Here is a 26,989-nt window from a genome sequence, read left to right on the forward strand (position 1 = left end):
ATTGATGATTCAATTGCCTAAACCTCCAATTTAGGCGGTTAACTTATTTACGACGGGAAGTGCTGGTAACACTTTCCGTCTCTTTATTTAGTAATGGTTATTTTATTTCCATCCACTTCAAATTTCACTAATAGCGTACGCTGAAGCAAATTCAACACGTCCCGGAAATCCTCGCTCCTGTCCACCCGTCCCGAGAACCGTTGGGAACGAGCATCATCAGCCGCAAACACCACCTCCACATCATACCAGCGTCCCAATTTTTCCATAATCTGTTCCAGACTTTCCCCCTCGAAAGAGAAATATCCCTCTTTCCATGCCACGTACGCCGAAGCATCCACTTCCGTCACCACACATTCCCCCGTTTCCGTATTCACCTCCGCCATCTCGTTCGGGCTCATCATCCATTCTCTCGAAGCATGTTCCAAAGACCTTACTCCCACTCGTCCCTCTACCAGCACGGTCTGTACCTGCCGCGGGTCATAGCCGTTCACGTTAAACCGTGTCCCGTAAACCTTCACTTCCACCCCGTTCACGCTCACCTTAAACGGCTTCTTGTCCTTCGTCACCTCGAAATAAGCCTCCCCTTTCAAAGAAACCTCTCTCGTCGTGTCATTAAAAATCACCGGATAAGTAAATTCAGACTCGGAATTTAACCAAACGACAGTTCCGTCTGCAAGCTCCACCCGAAACTCTCCCCCGCGAGGAATGATCAACGTATGGTGATCCGCTTTCTTTCCCTGATTTGTCGATTCCGTGTAAGCGATTCCATCCTTTCCCGAAGAAACCACTCCGCCCGCGAGTTGTTTCAACAAATTGCTCTCTTTCGCCAAATTCACCCGTGTTCCATCCCCCGTTACCAGAATCGGTTGCGCTTTCCCGTGAACCGCCACGGGCAACACGTTCTCGGGCATCACCTCCCGCGAACCGTTCGCGTACCAGAAATACAGCCCCACACCCAACAACATGATAAACACCGCCGCGTAGCGAGTGAAATATACCAGACGTCGTTTACTGTTTTTCCGCTTATTCTGCCGAAATTTATCCACGTACCGGTTCCGGTCACGTTGATACGTTTCCCCGGACAATCCCGCGATACCTTCCGAACGGTCAAACTTAGAAATCCGATTGTAAAAAGCCCGATGCTCCGGAGAAGCCTCCAACCAAGCATTCAATTGCTCCTGCTCCTCTTTTGTCAAACCCTCTGCAAGACTCTTCCTAATTAGCGTCCATTCCAAAGATTCATCGTTTCTCTTTTCCATAGTTTTCGGGTTTAATTTTTATTAAGACGCCTCAAAAGAGAAAAAGGTTAAGACAAAATATCATTATTTTTTGATAAAAATTTTCAAGGTAGCGCATACCAATAAACAAAATACTAATTAACAACTAATTAGCAAATGAAAAATCGGATTAAAAAAATTATCAATAAAAGAGTCGCCTGCGGCGAGTTACAAGTTACAAGTTACAAGTTACAAGTTACAAGTTGCATTTGCCTTCGGCAAGTTGCAACTCGCCGAAAGCGACTCTAGCCCCTTAAAACAGAGCAAACAACAATAAACGATCTTTCAGATAAGGCAATTTTTCCCGGATCATTCGGATAGCCCCGTTCATCTGAACCTTAGCACTATTTTCCGAAATCCCTAATTTTTCGGCTATCTCCTTAAATTTGTAATCCTCCGTGACACGCAAACGAAAAACTTCTTTCATCCCCGGGGGCATCTTATCGACAATTACCTGCAACTCGTCCAACACGGAGCCGTCCTCTATCGCATCCACGGTATCCGAATACAGGTGGGCTTCCAGTACATTCTGTTTATACGAGTCTTTGATTTTCAGATTCCGAAGGAAACTCAGACAACGATTCCTCACTGCCATAAACAGATAGGCCTTTACCGAAGTCGTTATATTCAACACCTCGCTCTTCTCGAAAAGATCCGTGAACAAATCCTGCACGATATCATGAGCTGCCTCGGGATCACATAAATAATTGGCAGCGAAACGATACAAACGGTTATAATATTGCTCGAACAAGAAAACATAAGCCTTCTCCTCCCGGTTCTTTAATTGTTTCACGAGCAAAATATCGTTTTCGTCCATAAAGTGATAGAGTAAGTCCTACAAAGATAACATACGCAAGTTAAAAAGCAAAATATACCCGAAACAATAAGAATACAATAGTAATTTCCGTAATAGTAGTACATTAATTCCGGTTCACTTCCGTGTAAAACGCTATTAGTTCCCTATTAAAACGCTATTAAAACCCTATACTATAATAGCGTTTTAATAGGGAACTAAAAGCTTATTAATAATATTTCAACCGGAAATGAACCGGAAGTGATCTACTACTATAGTTGATTTCTTCTATATAACGGATAGTACTTCCTCATAACTTCCCACTGAATATCAGACAAAAAAAAGAAATTAGAATTTGTATTCCTCAACAGAACCTATACCTTCGGCAATCTCTTTGATTATACCTTTTTCCACGTAAACCGGACGGGCATATTTCCGTACTATCGGGCGGTAGTGTTCAAAAATCAAAGAAGCTATAAAACAACAGGCACCTGACAACAAGATAATATTCTGCAATCCCGCGAACTTCTCGATAGCCCCCAACACCATACTTCCCACGGGTGCCATACCCGTGAATGCCATAGCCATATACCCCATTACCCGTCCCCGCTTATCTTCCCGCGACAGCGTTTGCAACAAGGTATTGATAGAAGCCACTGCCGCGATAATCGTGAACCCGACAGGCACACACAAGACAGCCGCCACCCACGGCACGGTCACGAAAGACATCACGACAAGACCGATTCCCAGCAACGCGCCGGAGAGCATAACCACTTTTCCCAATCCCAACACGCTCTTCCGTGCCGCGAGATATAAAGCCGCAATAAACGACCCGACACCCACGCACGACAGTAACAACCCCAGCATCTCGCTCTCCCCGCCCAAAATGGTCTTCACGTAAGCGGGAATAAACGTCATCAACGGCAAACCGAAAAAGCTAATCGCGCTCATCAACAACAACAGCGAACGGATAGGCATATCGTGTGCCACGTACAGGAATCCATCCCGCATATCTTCCCACACCCGTTGTTTCACGACGGTTTCCCGGTTCGGTTTTATCCGCATCATCAACAAGGCGATAATCACGGCGATATAACTGACACCGTTCAACAGAAAGCATATTCCTTCGCCCAACAAGCCGATCAGCACACCTCCCACGGCAGGACCTATCAAACGGGAACCGTTGATCACGGCGGAATTCAAGGCGATAGCGTTACCCAATTTCTCCGCAGGCACCAGACTCGGGTAGAACGACTGGCGGGTAGGATTATCCAAAGCATTGATCAACCCGATAAGCAGGCTCAACACCATAATGTGCCACACTTCGATCCAGCCCGTTAGCGTCAATAATGCCATCAGCAAGGCTTGCACCATAGACAGCGATTGCGTCACGACCAGCAAAGCCCGCCGGTTGAAACGATCGACAAAGACACTCATGTAAGGAGTCACGACCAGCACGGGGATTTGCGCCATAAACGTGACCGTCGCCAACAGGAACACGGATCCCGTCAGGCGGAATACCAACCAGCTCATGGCTATCTGCTGCATCCACGTTCCGACGAGTGACACGCATTGTCCCCCGAAATAAAGCCTGAAATTACGATTCTTCAGCGACGCAAACACCTGGGAGAAAGCCCCCGAGTTATTCGGCAATAACTCACGAAGCCCTCGCCAACCGCCCAAGAATTTATGTTTGTCACCACTTTTATTCATGTTTTACAAAAGTAGTTAGTTTTTACTTGAATCATGAAGCAACGCAGAAGAATTTTGGTTACTTTCGCGTAAAGATTAGGGTACATCATGACACTACAAACAGAAAATAGATTATCCGTGGCAGAAGCACAAGCCATTTGCTTGAGGAATAATATTCCTTTCTACTCTTATCGCCTGCCCGGTTCGCATGAAGTCGTATTCGGGGCACAATTGACCAATAACATCCGCCTTTTTAAAGGATTCGAAAAACACCGGGGCGAGAAAGGCTTCATCATCACCCCTTTTAATCCCGCGTCATGGAGTTTCCCCTTCTTCATACAGGCAGACCTGACGTTCACGGACTATCTCACGGATCAAGAAGCTATCGTTAATCTCCGGAATACCGTGTTCAACACGCCGGGACGTATTTTCACCAAGCAGGATTGCGAGCATTTCGAGTATCTGGACGAATTGCGCACCCTAATCGCCACGTTGAAACGGGAGGGAATGCGAAAAGCGGTACTATCCCGCACGATCACCATCCCGTGTGATTCCCTGCGGATAGCTCCCGTGTTGTTTGAACAGATGAGGCAATACCATCATGCCTTTCTTTTCTTTGCTGCCATTCCCGGCAAATGCGCGTGGATAGGAGCTTCGCCGGAGACTTTCTTGAAATACGATCGCAACGGATTTTTCTCTATGTCGCTTGCCGGCACGCAACCCGTGTCTACCGCACAGAACCCGCCGCAATGGGGAGAGAAAGACATCGAGGAACAACAAATAGTAACCGATTATATACAAAATACTTTAAAGCAATTTTTCACCCGCCATCTCGAAACGGAAGGACCGATCACGCTTCAAGCGGGCAACGTGTTCCACCTCTGCACCTTTTTCAGAAGTGACGAACAGATTCCACCCGACCGGATCGACGAACTGGTCACACAATTACACCCTACCCCGGCCGTTTGCGGTATTCCCAAGAAACGGGCGATGCAAGTAATAACCGAAATCGAGAAGCAGGAACGGGGATATTATGCCGGGTACCTCGGCCCGTTACAGGCAACCGGGGCGTTTGACCTTTTTGTCAACCTGCGCACGATGGAGGTATTCGACGATGCCTTGAAACTATACGTGGGCGGAGGTATCACCCCATTGTCCGACCCGGAAACCGAATGGCAGGAAACTTGTCAAAAAGCCGATACATTACTCAATTTGATTCGCCAGATCAACTATGGAAAAACTACATTCTGATATCGAGAGCGTTCGCGTGCTCGTGAGCCTGCTCGTGCAAAAAAGAGTACGCCACGTCGTCCTCTCTCCCGGTTCCCGCAACGCGCCGTTGGTGGTGTCAATCGCCCGGGAAAGACGCATACTCCACCGTGTCATCACGGATGAACGCTCCGCCGCTTTCTTTGCCCTCGGGATGGCACAACAAAGTGGTGAACCCGTGGCACTTGTCTGTACTTCGGGTACGGCTTTGTTGAATTACGCACCTGCCGTGGCAGAAGCTTATTATCAAGGAGTCCGCTTATCGTCATTTCGGCCGACCGTCCCGCGGAATGGATTGATCAGGATGACAGCCAGACAATCCGGCAACAAGGCGCACTCGACCGTTTTGTCAAGAAAAGCTACCAACTGCCCGCAGTGATTGCAAGCGAAGAGGAGCACTGGTACACGAACCGCGTGATTAACGAGGCTATCAACCTGACGAGACTTCCCCGCAAAGGTCCCGTCCATATAAATATTCCCCTGCGGGAGCCCTTGTACGAGTTTCACCAAAAAACACTTCCGGCGGAACGTGTTATTGAAACGACTCCTTCAAGGAATGTTTTCCCGGACGAAATTATAAACCAACTGAGGCAGGAGTTCGCGTCTTCGACCAACGTGATGATCATCGCGGGATTTCAAGCACCCGATCCGGTTTTACAGCGACATATCGAACAACTCGCGGGATTCCCGAACACGGTAGTTCTCACGGAAAGCGTGGCTAACTTGACTACTCCTTGTTCCTTCTCGACGATCGATCGCATTATCTCGACCGTGCGTCCGGGGGAAGCCGGGGCATACGCTCCCGATTTACTCATCACGTTCGGGGGTGCCATTATCTCCCGCATGATAAAGGCGTTTATCCGCAAGCACCCGCCCCGCGTACATTGGCATATAGACGAACGTGCCACCCCGCCGGACACGTACAAGTCCATGACACGGCATCTGCAAACAAATACCGGGGAGTTTTTTAAACAATTCCTGTCAACACCGCTTCCCTTGATATCCGCTTCCGGCTACGCGTGGAAATGGTTGCAAAAAGCGGAATCGGCGACAACCAAACACGAGGCATATATAAACCGCATCCCGTGGTGTGACCTGAAAGCATTTTCCGTGTTGATGCCCTCGTTGCCCGCCGATAGCCACCTGCAACTCGGGAACAGTACTCCCATCCGTTACGCCCAGCTTTTCCGCTATTCCCAAGTATCCCGTTCGGATGCCAACCGCGGAACCAGCGGCATTGACGGATGTACCTCTACCGCTATCGGGGCAGCCTGTTCTTTTGACGGGACGACAACCCTCATCGTGGGGGATAACAGTTTCCTGTACGACTCGAACGCTCTTTGGATGAAACAGATACCAGCCCGCCTGCGAATCATCGTGATGCAGAACGGCGGAGGCGGAATCTTCCGTTTCCTTCCGGGACCGTCGGCATTGCAGGAGGTGGAAAAGTATTTCGAAACACCGCATAAGGTGAACCTGAAACAATTGGCAAAAACCCATAATTTCGAGGTTTACAAGGCCGACAATGAAGCTGCTTTACGGGAAATCCTACCCGTTTTTTACGGACCGTCACAACGTCCGGCGGTATTGATTGTCGAGACCCCGGGGGAAATAAACGGCGAGATTCTGAAAAAATATTTCGAGGCTTTGAAATAGACTTGGAAGTAATTTATTATCTTTAAATCGTGGAAATGAAAAAGAAATTAATCGGATTAAAGATTTTAAGCATTCTTTCTCTCGTTATCCTTTTATCAGGGTGTAATGATGATGAAGAAAAGATTAGCGCCAAGCAAATCCGACAAGCTCTATTCGATATGAAAGGGACATATCATGGTTCCATTGAAGTTGCATTTTATCACGGGGATGAAATCACAAAGATTGACAACGCCAAAGCCAAATCACGCGATTCACTTTCATTCGTGATGCAGCTTGCTCCCATTGCCGACATCATCGACGACAAGCAGGTTGCCAAAACCCTGCGTGACATTGAAGAAGTGGAAGTCAAAGCCGAATACGAATTCTTACAAATTGACAACGATGGATACTCCGTGCATTTTGTACTTATTCCGGAAAACATTGTCATTCCCGCCAATGGAAACACGCCGGACATTACGATAGTCCTCGCCGACACGTTCGGCGGTGATTTTGAGAAAGCCTTTAATTTTATCATGTTCAATGTTTCTCCTAAAGAAATTTTAGTGGGAGGCACCAAACTTGATTCTTTCAAACAACTTGTCTATCACTTCAGAGGAGAGTATGAATAATCTAGCTTACAGTATGTAAATATTAAAACCATAAGAATATGTCAAAACGAAACTGGACTATTATCAAAGAATACAAGGATATTAAATTTGAGTTCTTCGAGGGAATAGCCAAAATCACGATTGATCGTCAGAAAGTGTATAACGCTTTTCGACCGCAAACTAATTTCGAAATGTTGGATGCCATGAATATTTGCCGCGAACGCAGTGATATCGGGGTGGTGGTACTCACGGGGGCCGGGGATAAAGCCTTCTGCTCGGGAGGCGACCAAAAGGTGAAAGGCGTGGGCGGATATATTGACGAGAACGGGGTACCCCGATTGAACGTGCTTGACCTACACAAAGCCATCCGTTCACTCCCGAAACCCGTGATTGCCATGGTCAACGGTTACGCCATCGGGGGCGGACACGTGCTGCACGTGGTGTGCGATCTTACTATCGCTTCCGAGAATGCCCGTTTCGGTCAGACCGGCCCGAAGGTGGGGAGTTTCGACGGGGGATTCGGTTCCTCTTATCTTGCCCGTCACGTGGGACAGAAGAAAGCACGGGAAATATGGTTCCTGTGCCGCCAGTACACGGCAAAAGAAGCCGAAGAGATGGGTATGGTGAATAAAGTGGTTCCCTTCGAGCAACTGGAAGACGAAACCGTGGAATGGTGCAAAACAATCATGCAACGGAGTCCGATGGCAATCCGCATGATTAAACGGGCATTGAACGCGGAACTCGACGGACAACACGGGATAATGGAATTTGCCGGAGATGCCACCCTCATGTATTATCTGATGGAAGAGGCACAAGAGGGTAAAAATGCCTTTTTGGAGAAAAGGGACCCGGATTTCCAACAATTTCCCAAGTTTCCTTGACAGCAGGGGCTATAAAATTTGTCATCATCAAGTATCAATATCCGTTCGTTTATTAAACGAAAAAAGATATTTTGTAGTTACAAACGTAATACATTGAAAATAAGCAAATATTCAAAATTCAATCAAAAAGTAAAGAACACAAAAAACAATATCAATAAACGAACGTTTAATAATATAGAATTACACATGGTAGTACATTGATAATGATAGAAAAAGGTAGTCATACGACTGAAAATGCTAAAAATGAAAAGGCTCAGATAGACCAATCACTATTGGACGCATTAATCAAAGGAGAGGAAGCAGCTTTCGAGAAAATATATAAAAGCTATTTCGCTCTCCTTCGGAACTATTCTGCCTCTATCGTGGGTGATTCCGATGCGGCTTACGAGATTATTCAAAATATCTTTGTAGCCTTATGGGAAAACCGTAAAAATCTCGACCGAGAGAAATCTCTCCGCAATTACCTTCTTCGCAGCGCACACAACAATTCCTTGCGTTATCTCAAAACCCAATCTCTCCACCTACAACATCAAGAAAACCTCAAAAAGGAAAAAAGCGAAGAGGAACAAGAAAACGTGATCCGACACGAAGAATATCCCGATCCCGAACAACAATTATCCGCTTTACTGAATGAATTACCGGAAAGAAGCCGACAAGTGGTGATCATGAGTCATATCGAAAACAAAAAAAGTGCCGACATTGCCCGAGAATTAGGCATTTCCGTCCGAACGGTAGAAACCATTCTCTACCAAGCAATGAAAAAACTTCGGGGAAAAATAAAAAAATAGTATTTCCGAATACGTAGTTTCGGGAAGTCAGGTATTATATATATACTTTAGTGAATAGTGCGAATGAAAACAGATGCAGACAAATATTTGAATCGCCCCATCGGGGAAAATGAAGATGAGTTGCTGGATGAAATCTGGAACTCTCTCCCGGAAGAGGAGCGCGAGGAACATATATTGAACGAGAATTACCAAGACGTGAAAAGCAGAATCCGCCGGAGAAGAAATACCCGCCGGATGTATTGGATTTCCGGCAGTGTTGCCGCGGCTTGCGTGTTCGTGTTCCTGTTTCTGTTGTTCCGTCCCACTGCCTTGCAGGATGTTCCGGTATACGCCCAACTCGATAACATGGGAGTATCCGTTTGCAACGAACAGGTGCAGTTGATTGTCGGGGATTCTGCCGTTTCAAACTTGGGAAGCGACGCGAAGATAAATGTAGACAAACATTCGAATGTCGCACTGCAATCCGCCGACGGGAAAAAGATTATGCTGCAAGAGGCAAAAGTATTGAAAATATACGTCCCCTCGGGCAAGCATTTCAATCTTGAATTAACTGACGGCACACGTATCGTGCTAAACGCCGACACGTGGTTCGAGTATCCCTCGACGTTTGACTCCCAATCGGAACGCAGGGTGAAAATCAACGGAGAGGGATTCTTTGAAGTGAAAAGCGATACGACGAAACCTTTCTACGTGGAGATTCCCAACGGGGAATCGATCCGGGTACTCGGTACCTGTTTCAACGTATCGGCTTATGAAGACAACACGGAAAACGTGACCACGCTACTCTCCGGTAAAATAGCTTATCACGTTCCGGCGAACAACCAAACGGTGACTTTATCACCGAACGAGCAAATTCGCGTGGACAAAGGAACGAACAAGGTAAAAAAACACGAGGTAGATGCCGCGGAATACGCCATGTGGAAAGAGGGCGTAATTTATTTCAACAACGAGAAACTAAGCGTGTTAGCTAAAAAATTGTCCAGAATGTACGGTATCGATATTCAGGTATCGGAGGAACACCACGATTCCCGTTTTTCGGGGATGATCCGACACGAGCGGGGAATCGACTACATCACGAGGCTAGTAACAACGACAAGTAATATCAAATGTATTATTGAGAACGGGATTATATATTTAAAGTAGGTAAGAAAGGAGATAACGATTAATAAATCATAGTTAGAGGAACTCCCTCAATATCAAGAATAAAACTTTATTGAAAAATAAAGTTCAAGATCTTGTATGCTTAAAAAAATGAAAACTCGAGTATAAAATAAATATCAATTAACACTAAATCAACATGAAAAAAGACAGATCATTTAGTCTGAGCCGGATGATACCCCGGGATAAACTCCGGGGAAAGATCCTCCTGCCGGTATTCCTGCTTATAGTGCTTTGCAGTTTTACGCGGGTAAGTTACGCTCAAGAGGCACAACTAAATTTAAAACTGGAAAATTCCACGTTGCTGGATGCCTTGAAGAAAATCGGGACAGCCACGGGAATGGAATTCTTTTATAATGCCGGACAAATCAGTACTTCCAATAAACGAATCACGAGAGAATTCAAGAATACCCCGTTAAAGGCGGCGTTGGAATACGTTTTGGACGAAACTCCTTTTACATTCAGGATTGAAGATAAGACGATTATCATCACGCAACGTCCGGCGGAACCTCAAAAGCCCCGAACGAGAATCATCGAATTGAAAGGGGTTGTCGTGGACGGCGACACACAGGAATCGTTACCGGGAGTAACCGTCATGGTCGAAGGGACAACCAAAGGGACTGCCACTAACGCAGACGGACAATTCACGTTTCCTCTCGATTCGGCAGAGTATAATATTATTTTCTCGTACATCGGTTACGAGCGCCAAGTAAAGAAATTTACCGGAAGCAATATGGCGGATTTTCAGAAAATCGTGCTCGTGCCTGCCGTTGAAAAAATTGAAGACGTGGTGGTGACCGGAATCTACCGGAGAAAGAAAGAGAGTTTCACGGGATCGGCAAGCACGTATAAGGTGGAAGACTTGAAAGCCGCCGGAACGCAAAATGTACTCCAAAGTATCAGAACGCTCGACCCCTCTTTCAAGATTAATGTCAATAACCAATTCGGATCAGACCCGAACCGGTTGCCGGACGTGGAGATACGGGGCAAGAGTAGTGTCATGGGATTGAAAGAAGAATACGGTACCGACCCGAACCAACCGTTGTTTATATTGGACGGTTTCGAAACGGATTTGCAGACCGTCATGGATTTGAACATGAACCGGGTTGCATCCGTAACACTATTGAAGGATGCCGCTTCCACGGCAATTTACGGTTCGAGAGCCGCCAACGGCGTACTGGTTATCGAAACGAAAGTTCCGGAAAAAGGAGTGCTTTCCCTCTCATACAAGGGTGATTTCAGTGTCACCATGGCTGACTTGTCGGACTACAACCTGATGAACGCGCGGGAGAAACTGGAGTTTGAAACCAAAGCGGGCAGGTACACCAGTACCAGTGGCGACCCGATGGACCAAATCGCGATGGACAATCTCAGGAACCAACGTTTACAAGACATCGAACGCGGCGTTAACACCTACTGGCTCAGCGAACCGATTCGCACGAGTTTCGTTCAGAAACACAACCTTTATGCCGAAGGAGGTGAGGAACGCATCCGGTACGGGCTGGGGTTAAGTTACGGCAACACGCAAGGAGTGATGAAAGGTTCCGACCGTCAAACGATAAGCGGAAATATCGACTTGGTTTACCGTACCGGGAAATTCCAGTTTAGTAATAAATTTATACTGGATTACATGAAAACGAATAACCCGGCTGTTCCTTTCTCTGAATACGCGAAAGCCAATCCTTATTTCAGAAAATACAACAGCGAAGGCGGTATCGACAAATATTTATACTACACGGAAGAGTACGAAGAATATTCCGTACCCAATCCCTTGTGGAACGCTCACCTGAATAATTACGACGTGCAGGATCAATTCGGGTTCACGAATAATTTTATCCTCGAATGGTTTGCCACGAATGACCTGCGTGCAAGAGCCAAGTTCGGAATTACCAAAAACAGTTCGACAGCCGAGGTACGTCTTTCCCCGCAACACAGTGATTTTGACGAGATGAGCGAGACGGAGAAAGGACTTTACACGAATGCTCAAACGAAAAACCTGAATTACGAAGGAGATATCTCCGTTACCTACGGACGTCTGTTCGCAGGGAAACACATGGTAAATGCTGTTGCCGGATTCAATTTCAGCACCAAGGAAAACACCCGAAACGGTTATAAGGCTATCGGCTTCACGGAAGATGAATTTGATGCCCCGTCTTTCACAAACAGCTACCCGGCAGGCTCTAAACCGACTTACACGGAAAGCAAAACACGTGCCGCCAGTTTCTATATCAACGGGGGATACGCTTATGACAACCGTTATCTGTTTGATTTCAACTACCGCAGTGACGGTACTTCCGTGTTCGGGACAAACAACCGTTTCAGAAACACGTGGTCTGTCGGTTTAGGCTGGAACATCCACGCCGAGAAATTCATGGAGAATTGCGATTTCTTCCAGTTATTAAAACTCAGAGGCTCGGTCGGAAACCCGGGGAACCAGAATTTCGCTTCTTACCAAGCATTCTCTACCTACGCTTTCACGCATTGGATGAGCAATATTTTCGGAACCGGAGTTATTCTCGAAGGCTTGGGCAATCCCGATCTGGCATGGCAGGAAACTATCAATTACAGTTTGGGAACCGATATCACGATGTTCAACGAGCGAGTGAACCTCACCTTGGATTTGTACCGGAAAAAGACCGATCCGCTGGTAGCAGCCATCACGACACCGAGCTCTATCGGGGTGAAGAGTGTTATGATGAACATGGGACAACTGAAAACAGACGGTATTGAAGTAACGTTAAAAGTTTCTCCCATTTACCGCCCGCAAGAGCGTTTTGTATGGAATATCAGCCTCAACGGAACGCACGCCAAATCAAAATATTCGAAGATAGGGAACAAGTTACAGTCGATGAATGAACAGAATCAAGCGAACCTGAACACGACCAGATACTATGACGGCGGCAGCCCTACCGATATTTGGGCAGTAAGATCGGCAGGTATCGATCCAGCGACAGGTCAGGATTTATTTATCAAGAAAGACGGGACTTACACCTTCGCGTATGACAAGAATGACGAAGTGGTGGTCGGGAATACCGAACCGAAACTGGAAGGAGTGCTCGGCACAACCCTTTACTATAAAGGTTTCTCGTTCGGATGTTACCTGCGTTACCGGTTAGGAGGTCAGGTTTTCAATAGCGCTCTCTACGAAAAAGTGGAAAATATTGACCGGGAAGGGATCAATTATAATCAGGATAAACGGGCTTTGTACGACCGTTGGAGTACCCCGGGACAAGAGGCTAAATTCAAAAGAATCTCTCTTTTTCAAACGACCGAAACTTCTTCCCGATTCGTGATGGACGAGAACACGCTGAGCGGAGAGTCTTTCAACGTCGGTTACGAGTTCACCCAACCTTTCATCAAGCATGTCGGGTTGTCCACATTAACCGTGCAAGCTAACATGAACGATATTTTCAGAGTTTCGTCAGTAAAGAGCGAGCGAGGCATTGACTACCCGTTCGCACGCACGATGTCGTTCTCTATATCTGCAACCTTTTAAACGGAAGAATTATGAAAAGAAAAATACAATTAATCACGCTTATATGTTGCTCCCTTGTTTTCGGGGCTTGTGACAGTTGGTTGGACGTGAAGCCTTACGACCAGATAGCGGAAGAAGACCTGTTAAACTCGGAAGCCGGTTTCCAGAAATTACTGAACGGCGTGTACATCGAGTTGAACGACGAGAACCTTTACGGAAGTACCCTCATGGTGGAGATGCTCGAACTCATGGGCGGAGCCTACAAGATCGGCGACGACCAAGGGAAATGGGGGGATTATATTGATTTGAACAGTTACAAATACAGCACGGAATACTGGCGGGGACGTTTGGATAAAGTTTGGGAGAAGGCTTACGCGCTGATCATGAACTGTAACAAGATTCTCGATAATATAGAAGGACGGGAATCACTCTTCACGGGGATCAATTACGATATTATCCGGGGGGAAGCCTTGGCGTTGCGTGCCATGTTGCACTTCGATATGTTGCGCCTGTTCGGACCGGTTTACATGAATAACCCGGAAAACGTGTGTATCCCCTACTATCTGCACCAATCACCGAACGTGAATGATTTGTTACCCGCAAACAAGGTAATGGAATATATCATCGGCGATTTGCAGGAAGCGGAGAAAGCGTTGGCAAATGACCCGATCATCACGAAAGGTACTTTGATGGAGTCTGCCGGGAATGAATCCAATTTCCTGCGTTACCGGGCATTGCGTATGAATTACTACGCGGTACAAGGACTCATGGCACGGGCTTATCTCTATGCCGGGGATAAAACCAATGCTTCCACCTACGCCAAGAAAGTGATCACGGCGGCAGAAGCGGGGACATTCCCGTTCACGGAAAGGACGGAGGCAAAGAGTGACCGAATTTTCTCGTCAGAGGTATTGTTTGCCTTAACGAACACGAATCGGGTTCTGTTATTCAAGAATTACTACGACCCGTCCCGTAACCCGTCGTTTATATTTACCATGGATGAAAAATTATTGAATTTCCTGTACTCGGCGTCGGGTTCCTCTACCACGAGCGACACTCGTTTTGAGGCCAACTGGGAACAGGCTACTCTTCCCGGATTGACAAACGGTGCCCGGTATTTCTATAAATACAATGATATGAGTACCACCGGATTAATACAGAACACGATGATTCCAATGTTAAGGTTGGGAGAGATGTATCTGATCGCCGCAGAAAGCGAATCGGAAACTTTGGATGACGGACTTCCATATATCAACACGTTGAGAAATAAAAGAGGTATCACGAATTTGGGTTCACTAACCGTAACGAACCTGACCTACGAATACATGCGCGAGTTGTATGGTGAAGGACAATTATTCTATTTCTATAAACGGACGTTTACAACAATCTTAAACAAAACGAACAGCAGTGGAAGTAAACCTGCAGGCCAAGCGGCATCTACTCAAGTTTTCGTGGTGCCTTTACCCGACACTGAAATCAATAACAGACAATAATACGCGAATCATGAAAACAAGAAATATATTTATATGGATTATGCTCATTCTAGGATTAACCGCTTGTTCAGAAGAAGAAGTTAATACCTATAGTGCAGAGGAAGGAATCTATTTCAACCAACGTATAAGAGTGGGGAATATACTGACGGACAGCACGAATTTCACGTTCGTGTATATCGAGGAATCACAGAACGAAGCAACCGTATCTATTCCGGTTCAATTAGTCGGGAGGGCTATTGATGAACCTCGCCCGGTAAACATCAAAGTTGTCGGGGGAAGTGCAAAGGAAGGGGACGATTTCGTGTTACCCGTCAACCCGGTATTACCCGCGGGAGCCAGTTCGTTCAATTATGAAATTACGTTGAAGCGTTCGACCGTCCTGCAGGAAGAAGCAAAAACGATCGAGATCGCCATTGAAGAAAACGAATATTTCAGACCGATTATCACGCACGAGATCACGGATATCCAAAGCGGTACGGATGTTACAGCCATACGTCACAAAATAGAGTTTTCGGAATTGTTCACAGCAGCACCTGCTGCCTGGTACACTTATATATACCCATTTACCCCTCAATGTTTCTTTCTGACTTGTCGGGTAATGAACATCCCGCGCTCAGACTTTAATGATACGTCAAAAATCTCATCCTTCCGATTCCAATATTTTATGTCTGAAATGAGAAAATATGTAGCGGAACAATTGTTATTGGAAAATCCCGACCCTGAAATCTTTGACGAGAATGGAGATACAATCTTTTAACTACAATAAAAAGACTAACTATGAAACAGATATTATATAGAATAAAATCACTTTTTTTACTTGTTGCAATAGCAGGTGGAATCAGTGCTTGCGCAGACGATAAAGGTAATTATAATTACCATGATATCCCGGAAGTGAAAATTGAAGGTATCGGTAATTCCATTACGGCTTTGGCATACCAGAATTTGTCTATCCCCGTGCAGTTAGACGGCTTGCAAGCCGATGAAAACCGGTATGAATACGAGTGGCGGGCTATCCGTCAATTCGAGGCAGAAGATGAAAATGACGCTGTAAGCGAAGTGTTGGCAACCACAAAAGAATTTAATGATATTATATCTTTACGCCCCGGTCCTTATAAATTGATTTACACAGTAAAGGATAAACAATTGGACGTATTTTACCAACAGCAGGCAAATCTCTCCGTTGTCACGACAACGTCCGAGGGATGGGTTCTCCTATGTTCTGAGAATGGCAATGTCCGTTTGGATATGATTTCTACCGTATTAGGAGAAAAAGTACATTCCAAAGATATGCTTGCCGATTCGGATATGCCTTTCAAGAAAGGACCGTTGGCACTTATTGCCCTTAACACTGAAGAACAACAAGTAGACCCCATATCTCCATTTTATTTACTTACCGAAGAAGGAACTACCCGGTTGCATAAAGATGCTTTCGAATGGAAAGAGGAGTATCTTATGAAATACGAAATGGGAGATATGAGCGATGCCAAACCTACTCATATCACATCAGCAATATATTTTCGCATGATGGTAACACCGGATGGAATATACAGTAGCAATTTCGGTTATGGAACCGAAGCATTATGGGAATCAAAATTGAATTATCTCCGTAATGACGATAATACGAAAGAATATATACAAGTTGCACCGTACGTGGGATGTAATATCACGAACTCTATGCAATTCGCCCCGGTATTCATGTTTTATGATTTAGACCACAAACGATTTGTTTACCATCCGGGAGGTATGTACGGGGACTTTACCCAAGATCGAACTGCCGGTTGCGTGAATATGAGCGATGATGAAGCCGGAGAAGATGTTTCCTTTTCATTCCCGATAGGCTATAACTACGTCTACATGGAAAATACCGGACGTAAATATACAGAATCTTCCATGGCGCCCGGTTCGTATAACAACATTACTTTTACGATTTTGGAAAATAATGGCGTCTATCATCTTTATGGAATTACGTTAGGAGACTATTTAGCAGAAATGCTAACAGGAGTGCCTACACCACCCTACACAAAAACCCACTATGCGAACCTCTCCAATTGTACTGATATCACACGAGCAGAACATTTTGCATTCAGTCCCTTGAACAATCAGATGTTTTATGCCGTGGACGGAAAGGTTTACCGGGTGAATCTGGACACGAGTACCCCTTCTGCCCAATTCCAGTTTGAGGTGCCGGGAGAAATTACTTGTCTGAAATTCTATCTATACAGGAACGCAGAAAATGCCAGACGTTCTTACGATTTGATCGTGGGTAGCGACAAGGGCGGTACTGACGGAGGTGAACTCAGAGTGTACGAAGCCATTGATAACCTTGCACAAATAACCGATTACAAAGAGTATCATTCCGGTTTCGGCAGAATCGTGGATATTATCTATAAAGAACCTATAACTCAAGAATAAAAAATGAAATACATTTTATTTATCGCGTTCATTCTATCCGTCGTCAGTTGTGCAAAACACGACGGATATACCCTCACGGGACACGTCCCCGAAGCATGGGAAGGGAAACCCGTTTTTCTGGCACTGGATGATACAAATCAACCTCATTTTATCGACAGCACGAAAATATCGGGAGGCAAATTCAAATTCCAAGGTAAATTCGAAGTTCCGCGTTATTGCACGATTAACATTTACCTTGATCCCAATGACCGACAGACCCGTAGTAAAATTATAAACTTCTCGTTATTTATCGACAGCACAGCGGTAGAAGCCACTTGCGACTATTCCGGCAAACACCCCGTGTTCCAAATCTCCGGAAGCGGCACACAAACTGAATACCAGAACTACCTGAGCGAGATACAGCCCATGGAAGATGACCGGAGTAAAACGTTTTACGCTTACGGGGAAGCCTATTACAGCACAAAGGATTTAGCGAAAGCGATTGACCTTGCCAAACTTGTCACGGAAAAAAGACTCGCGATCAGAGAGGCTAAAATGAAATACCTGAAAGCGCACCCCGAATCCGCCATCAGCGTTAAGATAGCGCAAGAACTCTCCGACAGAAATTCCGACCTTTCCCTGAAAGAAATTGAAGGATTGTTCACCAGCCTATCGCCCGAAATGCAAAATTCGGAAATGGGGCAGGCTCTTCGGGCAACAATTCAAGGCAGACAGGTATTTATCGGAGGGGCTTTCATCGATATGGAACTCATGGCACCGGACGGAAGCAAAAAGAAAATATCGGATTTCGTGAAACCCGGATGTACTACATTGATCGAATTCTGGGCATCATGGTGCAGTCCCTGCCGTGCGGAAATTCCCCACATGCGTAACACGTACAGTAAATACCATCCCAAAGGGTTAAATATCGTGAGTATCTCCATTGACAGTGAGCCGAAGAATTGGCATCAAGCCATGGAAGAGGAAAAAATGCCTTGGGGACAGCTTATTGATAATACCAAAGCAGCCTTTCGAGCTTATAACCTGACCGGAGTCCCTTCCTCTATCCTTGTAGACGAGAAGGGAAAGATTATTAACGTAAACGCAAGAGGCGGATGGCTGGATGCTGCCATGCAGGAAATCTATGATTAATTATTAATATATACTTGAAATGAGAAGCTTTATATTTATTATTTTACTCTCGCTCGCTTGCTCTTGTTCACAGAAGAACAACGACGATATTGTCGTGGACTTCAAAGTGCAAAACATGACCTATTCCAAGATTGCCATTGTTGTCAGCCCGGAAATAATCAAGGAAATGGATCTGGACAAACACGGGAAAGCCACCTGTACATTGCAGGGCGATGTGATATACGCCCGACTGTTTTATGGCGAGGAAGCCAAGAATGTTTTTTTCCGGAAAGGCGATCGTGTAACGATTTCTTTTGATGCCAACAATTTTAAGGACGGCATGAAATTCGAGGGAAAGAATGCTCCGGTGATAGAATACCTTAATTCTATCACTTATGCCCCGATAAATCCCCCCGATTACGAGCGTTCATTGGACGGGATTATGAGTCTTGCCAACGAGAAGATAGACGAGGCTACCGCCTTACTGAAAGCCCGAAAACTGGAAACGACAAATCCCGAATTTGTAAAACTGGAAGAGGGACGAATTAAATATTCATATCTGGTCAGTCTGGTTATGTATCCCATGGGGCATGTCATGTTCGACACGACTTATCGCCCGAACGAGGAGTATTATTCAACGTTGGAACAATATGTACAAGAAGACGAGAGTTTGATTGACCTCGACATTTACAGGGAATTTATTATAGAGTCCGCTCTTATACTTGGAAGCAAGGATAAAGAAATCTCCGGCATTTACAATAAAAATGTTGCCCGAATGAAATATATCGCTCAACATTTCAAAAATGACAAGCTAAAACAATCTCTTCTTAACGAGATTGTAGTCAGACAGATAAAGAAAAACGGTATTAATAATATCACCGAAATGGAAAATATTTACAATACCTACGTGACGGACCCGACTTTACGGGCTGCCTATAAAACGGAGTACGACAAATGGAATATTGCCGTTGCCGGAAAACTTTCCCCGGACTTCGAAGCAAAGGACATTAATGGCAAAACTTACTCCTTGAAGGATTTCAAAGGGAAGTATTTATATATCGATATGTGGGCAACGTGGTGCGGTCCCTGCAAAAGAGAAATGCCCTACCTGAAAGAACTGGAAAAGAAAATGGAAGGGAAAAACATCACCTTCCTCGGTCTTTCTACTGACGAGGACAAAGCGGCATGGGAAAAAATGGTCAAATCGGGAGAACTCTCCGGCGTTCAACTTTTGCTTGGGCGAGGGAGTCAATTCCAACGGGATTATAATATCAACGGCATCCCTCATTTCATTCTTATTGATCCGGATGGCAAGATTATTAACCCCAAAGCTGTCCGTCCTTCTTCCCCGGACGCCGAAAAGATTTTAAACGCTCTTCCTAATATTTAACCCTAACGCCTCCCTCCACAGGTGGGAAAACAGCTTGGTTAATTATTATTCACGAAGAGAAGTAATTACCGAAGCGGTTTCTCTCCCCCTGTGTAAGGGGGTGTTGGAGGGGGGAGCTCGTACAAACCGACTTTTTAGCCTCTTCCTTGCTTTCATTTACAGAATATCTTACTTTTGCTTGTACAAAACCGAAGAATGATATGTTACAAGCAAAGTACACGAGATATATTCTGAAATTCAAACAGCCCGCCGGAACCTCCCGCGGCATTCTCACGGAAAAAGAGACTTGGTTCATTAAAATCTGGGATTCGGAACATCCCGAAATATACGGACTGGGGGAATGTGCTTTATTCCGGGGATTAAGCGCGGATGACCGCCCGGAATACGAGAGGAAACTACAAGAAACCTGCCGGGATATTGGCAAAATACGCCATATACACTACTTCCGAAACTGGAGTTCTATCAGCTTCGGAGTGAATACCGCCCTGTCGGATTTAAAAAACGGAGGCAAACGCATTATCTATCCCGGTCTTTTTACCGAAGGACAAAAAGACATCGAGATTAACGGTTTAATCTGGATGGGTGATAAGGATACCATGCGCCAACGGATTATCGAAAAACTGGATGCCGGATTCCATTGTGTCAAACTGAAAATCGGGGCTATCGGTTTCGAGGAGGAATTAGATTTATTACGCTATATCCGAAAACAATTCAGCAAAGAAACCGTCGAGTTGAGAGTAGACGCGAACGGTGCTTTTACCCCGCGGGAGGCTCCCCGTAAACTGGAAGAACTGTCACGCTATGACATCCATTCAATAGAGCAACCTATCCGCCAAAGACAGTGGAAAGAAATGGCTGCTTTATGCCGAAATACCCCTATCCCAATTGCTCTGGATGAAGAACTGATAGGAATTAACAGAACAGGTGAAAAAGGCGAGTTACTTGACATGATTCATCCCCAATATGTTGTAATAAAGCCATCTTTAACAGGAAGTTTCTCCGGCTCATGGGAATGGATAGCACGTGCCCGGGAACGCGGCATCGGCTGGTGGATTACTTCCGCACTGGAATCCAATATCGGACTCAACGCCATCGCACAATGGACTGCTTATATATTGAATTTCCACCCGACGGGTATGCCCCAAGGACTGGGAACCGGACAACTCTACACGAATAATATTCCCGCCCCGCTGGAACAAACCGGTTCGACTATCCGGTATAACCCGCAATGTTCATGGGATGTAACCCCGATAGAATTTTAGATTATGACAATCAAAATAAACGGTATTCGCTACACCACGCCGGAAGCATTGCAGGCTGTCGACAATCCGGATGTAGTCACATTCCTGCAAGAATGGTATGACGATAAAGACCACGTGACCGGACATACTTCCGGCTCCACGGGAACACCGAAAACTATCCGGTTGTCAAAGCAGGACATGCTGGCGTCAGCTAAAATTACAAACAGGTACTTCGATATCCATTCCGAATCCCGTTTATTATTATGCCTCTCCCCGTCGTATATCGCCGGGAAGATGATGATTGTCCGCAGTATCCTTGCGGGAGCCGATTTGATTGTCGTTCCCCCCTCGTCATCCCCGTTGAAGCATTTAGAACAAGACATTGACTTTGCCGCCATGGTTCCCATGCAGGTAGAAACCTGTCTTACCACCCCGGAAACAGCAGAAAAATTCTCCCGAATCAAACAAGTAATTATCGGAGGTGCAGCCCTTTCCCCGGTACTGGAAGAACGCCTGCAACAAGTCCCCACACGTTGTTATTCCACCTACGGCATGACTGAAACCGTGTCACACGTTGCCCTGCGGGATATTAACAGCGTAAAGAAATCACCCGACTACTTTGCCTTAGGCGACGTGCATTTCGAAACAGACGAAAGGCAGTGCCTAATCATCCACGCCCCGCATTTGCATCAACAAACCTTTATCACTAATGACATTGTTAATCTCGTCGACACGACACGTTTCGAATGGCTGGGACGTCATGACAACGTGATTAATTCCGGGGGCGTAAAATTATTCCCCGAAAAAATCGAAGCAAAGATTGCCCTCCTCGTGAAACAACGTTTCTTTATTATGCCCGAGGAGGATACCCGATTGGGACAACGAACCGTTCTCGTCATTGAAGATGTACCATGGGACAAGGCAGGAAAAAAACGACTTCAGGAACAACTGAAACAGCTATTGCACCCATACGAAGTACCTAAAAAAATTTACTTCCGGGAACATTTCACGGAAACTTACTCGGGAAAAGTCATCCGAAAACTAATGTAACAAAAACTTTTCTATCTTTGCCGCACAAAAAACATACAAATTAGAGTTGCAATCCAGCGAGTTTCCGGTTTCTCAACTTGTAACCTGCCAACTTGCAACCTGTAACTCAAAAACAAAGTTTTTGAACTTATGAACTACAAGGAAGTTATCGAAAATATATATAACGAGGTAAAACCTTTCTTCGGGAAAGGAGAAGTCGCCAATTATATACCGGCTCTGGCAAACGTGAACCCGCGACAGTACGGGATTGCCATAGCTACCATGGACGGGCAAATCATCGGCACGGGAGATTACCAGACCAAGTTTTCCATCCAAAGTATATCTAAAGTATTCACGCTCGCCATGGTCGTGCGCCACATGGGAAGTGACCTGTGGCAATACGTGGGACGGGAACCGTCGGGAACTCCTTTCAATTCGCTCGTCCAGCTTGAACATGAACACGGCATTCCCCGTAACCCGTTCATCAATGCCGGGGCTCTCGTGGTCACGGACAAATTGATGAACCTCTACCACCGTCCCAAAGAAGCGATACTCCAGTTCGTGCGGGGAGTCGCCGGCTCGGAAGATATTTATTTTGACAAAATTGTAGCCCAATCGGAACAGGAACACGCCAGCCGTAACCAAGCCTTGGGATATTTCATGAAAAGTTTCGGAAACATCGACAACGACGTGGATTCGCTTATTGACGTGTATTGCAATCAATGCAGCCTTGTCATGACTTGCGAGGATCTGGCAAAATCTTTTCTCTTTCTGGCAAATCACGGGGTGAACCCGCACAACAACGAACAAATCCTAACGGTCAGCCGCTCGAAGCGCCTCAGCGCCTTGATGCTTACCTGCGGTTTCTACGACGAATCGGGAGATTTCGCGTTCCGGGTTGGTATGCCGGGTAAAAGTGGCGTAGGCGGGGGAGTGGTCGCCATTATCCCGGGTAAACTCAGTATCGCTGTGTGGAGCCCTGAACTAAACGAACACGGAAACTCGTACATGGGTATAGAGACACTCGAAAGATTCACCACGAATATCGGGATTTCTATTTTCTAATCAAGATATATAATTCTTGATTTTCTCGCGCTTATTCCTTACTTTTGTTAAGTAAGGATAAATTAGCGTTTATGAGGAAAATTATCTTCTTTGGGCTATTGCTGTTTTTTTCCTGTAACCGGGACGAAGAAATCACGGGAAAAGAAACACAACTCTTGTTCCAAAGTTACACGCTCGGTAATGCATCTCTTCATACCCCGGCTTTCGAGACGCTGGCTCTGTTCGCCATAGACCGGGATAACCGTGTTGTCCGTCACGAACATTTCACCCGAAATGATTTGCATGAAAACACGCTACGGGCAAAACTTCCCTTCGGACGCTATCGCCTCGCTTGCGTGGCTAACTGCCCGGATATAAATTTCGATACAGGAGAAACACTGGAAAATATACTACTTCGTTTACCTCAAAAAGGAGAGATTTTCGAAGAGGCGGATGATATACTGACGTCTCTCCAAAGTGTAAGTATCTCGGAAAATAAAGATGCAGTCTTTACTGTAAACCTTTATCGAAGGGTGGCACAATTGCAAGTGAGGCTGGAAAATATACCCGAAGAGGTCGATAACGTGAATTTTGAACTGTCATTCGTTCCCTCCGCCATCAATTTTACAGGCTCAAACACGAATACATTCGGGACAATCACGAAACCGATGCATCGGGAAGCAAATCAAGGGCATGTCGAACTCTTGACTTTTCCCGCCGGAAAAGGAGAAGCAACCCTGTCCGTTACCTATCGCACGGGAGATAAAGAAAAACGCAAAATCATCCCGTTCACGGAAAGCATAGACACGAACCGAATCATCCGGGTGGAAAGCAGTTTTCTTGAATTGGAAGAAGGAGGATTACAAGGAAATGGCATCAATTTATTGGAAAACGGGGACTTCGAGATTTGGAGTGATCTTTCCAAAGAGCCTGACAGCTGGCATTTTTTCAAAGACGGACGGGACAGTTCTGCCATAAAAACGGGTGAGGATAAAGTACATTCGGGAAGACAAGCGGTATTCCTACAAGGAAAGACTTATCTATACCAAGATGTTCCCGTCGAGGCCCTCACCCGCTACGAGATTAAAATGTTCGTGAATGCCCCGTCCGCTAATTTCTCGTGGAAATATTACTGTTACTGGCGAAAGAACAAAAGTACGGCTCTCCCGTCGGAATACAACAAACCGATTCAAGCACAAACTTATCTGAAACAAACCGACGGGTGGATTAATGTCTTCAACAGCAAAACATTCACCGCCCCGGAAGGAGCAAAATATTTGCGGGTGGAAATCCGCACCTATGGCAAGGCTATTGTCCCCGACGAGGGTATTTATATTGATGATTTTAGCGTAGAACTCGTCGAATGAGATACTTTCATACCAGAAAATCATGGAATTCCTTTTAAGTTTTCAGTATAAAAACTAAATTCGCGTTCCAAATCGTATAATAAATTATATTCACAATAATATGGGAAGAGCGTTCGAATACCGTAAAGCACGGAAGCTAAAAAGATGGGGCAACATGGCCCGCACGTTCACGAGAATAGGAAAAGAGATTGATATTGCCGTAAAAGCAGGAGGACCAGACCCAGCAAATAATACTCGTTTGCGTATCCTTATCCAAAATGCGAAAGCGGAAAATATGCCGAAGGAAAACGTGGAACGTGCCATCAAACGCGCCATTTCAAAAGACACTTCAGATTACAAGGAAATCGTGTACGAGGGGTATGCACCTTTCGGTATCGCCGTTGTAGTGGAAACCGCTACCGATAACCATACGCGTACCGTTGCCAACGTGCGCCACTGTTTCTCCAAATACGGCGGCTCACTGGGAACAACCGGAAGTCTGGACTTCTTGTTCGACCGCAAATGCGTGTTCAAAATCTCCCGCCCCGAAAACTTCGATCTCGAAGAGTTCGAGTTGGAAATGATTGACTACGGTGCCGACGAAATCTTTGAAGACGAGGAAAACCACGTGATTATCTACGGTGCATTCGAATCATTCGGTGCTATCCAAAAATATCTGGAAGATAGCAAATACGAGATTACCAGTGGAGAGTTCGAACGTATTCCTCTCGATACAAAAGAATTAACCGAGGAACAAAGAGAAACCGTCGACAAATTGCTGGAAAAATTAGAAGAAGATGATGACGTAACCAACGTTTATCACAACATTAAAGAATAATTTTCTTGCAGATTAAAAAATATTGTTGCATATTTGCACCCGCAAAACGGTTAAAACCGCTCGCAACAAGGAAGACTTCGTAGCTCAGCTGGTAGAGCAATTGACTCTTAATCAATGGGCCGTGGGTTCGAGTCCCACCGAGGTCACCGAAAATGAACCACTTACGAAAGTAGGTGGTTTTCTTTTGGGGGTAAAATTGGGAGGTTTTGAGGTAGATGTTTAAACCATGTTTAAACCAGAATTTAGACATGAATACTTCTGTTTCAGTAGTTTACTACACATCAAAAACATTAAAGAATGGGAATCACCCTTTAATGCTAAGAGTTACTCAAAATCGGAAACCTAAATATGTGAGTTTAGGCATTAATATTCATCCGAATTTTTGGGATACCAAAAAGAATAAGCCTAAAACTAATTGCCCCAATTATATGGCAATTCAAAGACTTATTACAGACAAAATTAAAGAATATACAGATAATATTGTTGATTTACAAATTGAAAAGAAGGACTTTACAAGCAAAAGCCTCATTGATAAAGTAAATAACCCAACAAAACGCAAAACAGTAGGAGAATTATTTCAAGAACAAATTCAACGCTTATACAACGCAGATAGAATTAGTTATGCTTTATCGCATAAATTTGTTTATAAGAATCTATTAAAGTTCAACGGACATTTAGATATTTACTTCTCCGATATTGATGTACAATGGTTACAAAAATATGAAGATTGGCAAAGAAAGAATGGAAGTGCAGAAAACTCTATCGGTATCCGATTTCGTACTTTAAGAGCAGTATATAACATTGCTATCAAAAAAAAGTATGTCAAAGCCGATCTTTACCCATTTAAAGATTATAATGTTTCAAAACTACATGAAGACACTCCCAAACGGGCTATTGTGAAAGATAATGTAAAAAAGATCGTATCGACCTCCACAAATAATGCTTATAAAGAATTAGCCATTGATTTATTCACTTTCTCTTATTTCATGGGAGGTATCAACTTCACTGATATGGCAAGAATCAAATATGATAATATCATTGATGGACGATTGGCATATAAGCGAAAGAAGACAAAGAAGCTGATACAATTACCGTTGCAACCCAAAGCTATGGAAATTATCAACAAATATAAATCACCTAGCAATCCTTACATTTTCCCTATTCTATCAACATTTCACAAAACGGAACAGCAGAAAATAAATAGGATTCATAAAGTTATTGGTAAGGTAAACAAGCATTTGAAAGCATTAGGAGTTGAATTAGATTTAGATAAGAAGTTGACAACCTACGTTGCTAGACACTCATTCTCAACCACACTCAAAAGATCAGGTGTAAGTACATCACTCATTTGTGAAGCATTGGGGCATAGTTCTGAAAAGGTAACACAAATTTATCTGGATAGTTTCGAGAATGACCAGATAGATGAAGCTATGAGTAATTTACTTTAGCTACATTTGAAGTTGATAAATCAAGTAAGGTGGGTTTTAGCCAGAAAGGTATATAGCAATGT

General features: G+C 44.9%; 22 protein-coding genes and 1 tRNA gene. 20 read left to right on the forward strand and 3 right to left on the reverse strand.

Going from position 1 to position 26,989, the window contains the following annotated elements; all coding sequences use genetic code 11:
• Positions 1-83 precede the first annotated feature (83 nt).
• The 3 genes from H8S64_RS10940 to H8S64_RS10950 form a co-directional block, all read right to left on the reverse strand.
• On the reverse strand, positions 84-1,259 hold the full coding sequence (locus tag H8S64_RS10940) for a FecR family protein (protein WP_186976088.1): 1,176 nt from the start codon (positions 1,257-1,259) through the stop codon (positions 84-86).
• A gap of 271 nt (positions 1,260-1,530) precedes the next feature.
• Positions 1,531-2,094 (reverse strand): RNA polymerase sigma-70 factor, encoded by a 564-nt coding sequence (locus H8S64_RS10945; RefSeq protein WP_099291475.1) that lies wholly within the window; start codon positions 2,092-2,094, stop codon positions 1,531-1,533.
• A gap of 324 nt (positions 2,095-2,418) precedes the next feature.
• Positions 2,419-3,783, reverse strand: a complete 1,365-nt coding sequence (locus H8S64_RS10950) for an MFS transporter (protein ID WP_186976089.1) — start codon at positions 3,781-3,783, stop codon at positions 2,419-2,421.
• Positions 3,784-3,870: 87 nt separating this feature from the next.
• On the opposite strand from H8S64_RS10950, the gene H8S64_RS10955 reads away from it, so the two are divergent.
• The 20 genes from H8S64_RS10955 (at position 3,871) to H8S64_RS11045 (ending at position 26,927) form a co-directional block, all read left to right on the forward strand.
• Entirely contained in the window at positions 3,871-5,013 is a 1,143-nt protein-coding gene (locus H8S64_RS10955) for an isochorismate synthase (RefSeq protein ID WP_186976090.1), read from the forward strand.
• On the forward strand, positions 4,994-5,410 hold the full coding sequence (locus tag H8S64_RS22785) for a thiamine pyrophosphate-binding protein (protein ID WP_366482650.1): 417 nt from the start codon (positions 4,994-4,996) through the stop codon (positions 5,408-5,410). The genes H8S64_RS10955 and H8S64_RS22785 overlap by 20 nt, the downstream gene beginning before the upstream one ends.
• A complete protein-coding gene (gene menD / locus H8S64_RS10960; RefSeq protein ID WP_366482651.1) occupies positions 5,407-6,687 on the forward strand; it encodes a 2-succinyl-5-enolpyruvyl-6-hydroxy-3-cyclohexene-1-carboxylate synthase in 1,281 nt (426 codons plus the stop codon). Before H8S64_RS22785 ends, menD begins: the two co-directional genes overlap by 4 nt.
• A 35-nt stretch (positions 6,688-6,722) precedes the next feature.
• Entirely contained in the window at positions 6,723-7,295 is a 573-nt protein-coding gene (locus tag H8S64_RS10965; RefSeq protein WP_186976091.1) for a DUF4840 domain-containing protein, read from the forward strand.
• 38 nt (positions 7,296-7,333) lie between these two features.
• Entirely contained in the window at positions 7,334-8,155 is an 822-nt protein-coding gene (gene menB, locus H8S64_RS10970; protein WP_186976092.1) for a 1,4-dihydroxy-2-naphthoyl-CoA synthase, read from the forward strand.
• A gap of 203 nt (positions 8,156-8,358) precedes the next feature.
• Complete coding sequence (locus tag H8S64_RS10975) at positions 8,359-8,943, forward strand: RNA polymerase sigma-70 factor (protein ID WP_099291469.1); 585 nt, start codon at positions 8,359-8,361, stop codon at positions 8,941-8,943.
• Positions 8,944-9,006: 63 nt separating this feature from the next.
• Positions 9,007-10,086 carry a FecR family protein gene (locus H8S64_RS10980; RefSeq protein ID WP_186976093.1) on the forward strand — a complete coding sequence of 360 codons (1,080 nt, stop codon included), beginning with the start codon at positions 9,007-9,009 and terminating at the stop codon, positions 10,084-10,086.
• A gap of 154 nt (positions 10,087-10,240) precedes the next feature.
• Positions 10,241-13,597 carry a SusC/RagA family TonB-linked outer membrane protein gene (locus H8S64_RS10985; RefSeq protein WP_186976094.1) on the forward strand — a complete coding sequence of 1,119 codons (3,357 nt, stop codon included), beginning with the start codon at positions 10,241-10,243 and terminating at the stop codon, positions 13,595-13,597.
• 11 nt (positions 13,598-13,608) lie between these two features.
• The gene (locus H8S64_RS10990; RefSeq protein WP_099291466.1) at positions 13,609-15,069 is read left to right on the forward strand and encodes a RagB/SusD family nutrient uptake outer membrane protein; all 1,461 of its coding nucleotides are present in this window, start codon (positions 13,609-13,611) and stop codon (positions 15,067-15,069) included.
• Positions 15,070-15,079: 10 nt separating this feature from the next.
• On the forward strand, positions 15,080-15,826 hold the full coding sequence (locus tag H8S64_RS10995; RefSeq protein WP_099291465.1) for a DUF4843 domain-containing protein: 747 nt from the start codon (positions 15,080-15,082) through the stop codon (positions 15,824-15,826).
• A 20-nt stretch (positions 15,827-15,846) separates the two neighbouring features.
• Positions 15,847-17,481 carry a PKD-like family lipoprotein gene (locus H8S64_RS11000; protein WP_186976095.1) on the forward strand — a complete coding sequence of 545 codons (1,635 nt, stop codon included), beginning with the start codon at positions 15,847-15,849 and terminating at the stop codon, positions 17,479-17,481.
• Positions 17,482-17,484: 3 nt separating this feature from the next.
• Complete coding sequence (locus H8S64_RS11005; RefSeq protein WP_186976096.1) at positions 17,485-18,612, forward strand: TlpA disulfide reductase family protein; 1,128 nt, start codon at positions 17,485-17,487, stop codon at positions 18,610-18,612.
• Positions 18,613-18,631: 19 nt separating this feature from the next.
• A complete protein-coding gene (locus tag H8S64_RS11010; RefSeq protein ID WP_186976097.1) occupies positions 18,632-19,981 on the forward strand; it encodes a TlpA family protein disulfide reductase in 1,350 nt (449 codons plus the stop codon).
• Between the two features lie 200 nt (positions 19,982-20,181).
• Complete coding sequence (locus H8S64_RS11015; RefSeq protein WP_186976098.1) at positions 20,182-21,243, forward strand: o-succinylbenzoate synthase; 1,062 nt, start codon at positions 20,182-20,184, stop codon at positions 21,241-21,243.
• A 3-nt stretch (positions 21,244-21,246) separates the two neighbouring features.
• Complete coding sequence (locus H8S64_RS11020; protein ID WP_186976099.1) at positions 21,247-22,272, forward strand: AMP-binding protein; 1,026 nt, start codon at positions 21,247-21,249, stop codon at positions 22,270-22,272.
• Between the two features lie 129 nt (positions 22,273-22,401).
• A complete protein-coding gene (locus H8S64_RS11025; RefSeq protein WP_186976100.1) occupies positions 22,402-23,316 on the forward strand; it encodes a glutaminase in 915 nt (304 codons plus the stop codon).
• Between the two features lie 71 nt (positions 23,317-23,387).
• Positions 23,388-24,662, forward strand: coding sequence for a FimB/Mfa2 family fimbrial subunit (locus H8S64_RS11030; RefSeq protein ID WP_186976101.1), 1,275 nt, complete (start codon positions 23,388-23,390; stop codon positions 24,660-24,662).
• Between the two features lie 100 nt (positions 24,663-24,762).
• Entirely contained in the window at positions 24,763-25,479 is a 717-nt protein-coding gene (locus H8S64_RS11035) for a YebC/PmpR family DNA-binding transcriptional regulator (RefSeq protein ID WP_099291457.1), read from the forward strand.
• A gap of 73 nt (positions 25,480-25,552) precedes the next feature.
• Positions 25,553-25,625: transfer RNA gene (locus H8S64_RS11040), tRNA-Lys, on the forward strand.
• 102 nt (positions 25,626-25,727) lie between these two features.
• The gene (locus tag H8S64_RS11045; RefSeq protein ID WP_186976102.1) at positions 25,728-26,927 is read left to right on the forward strand and encodes a site-specific integrase; all 1,200 of its coding nucleotides are present in this window, start codon (positions 25,728-25,730) and stop codon (positions 26,925-26,927) included.
• Positions 26,928-26,989 lie beyond the last annotated feature (62 nt).

This window comes from Butyricimonas hominis (genome assembly GCF_014287455.1).
GTDB lineage: Bacteria > Bacteroidota > Bacteroidia > Bacteroidales > Marinifilaceae > Butyricimonas > Butyricimonas muris.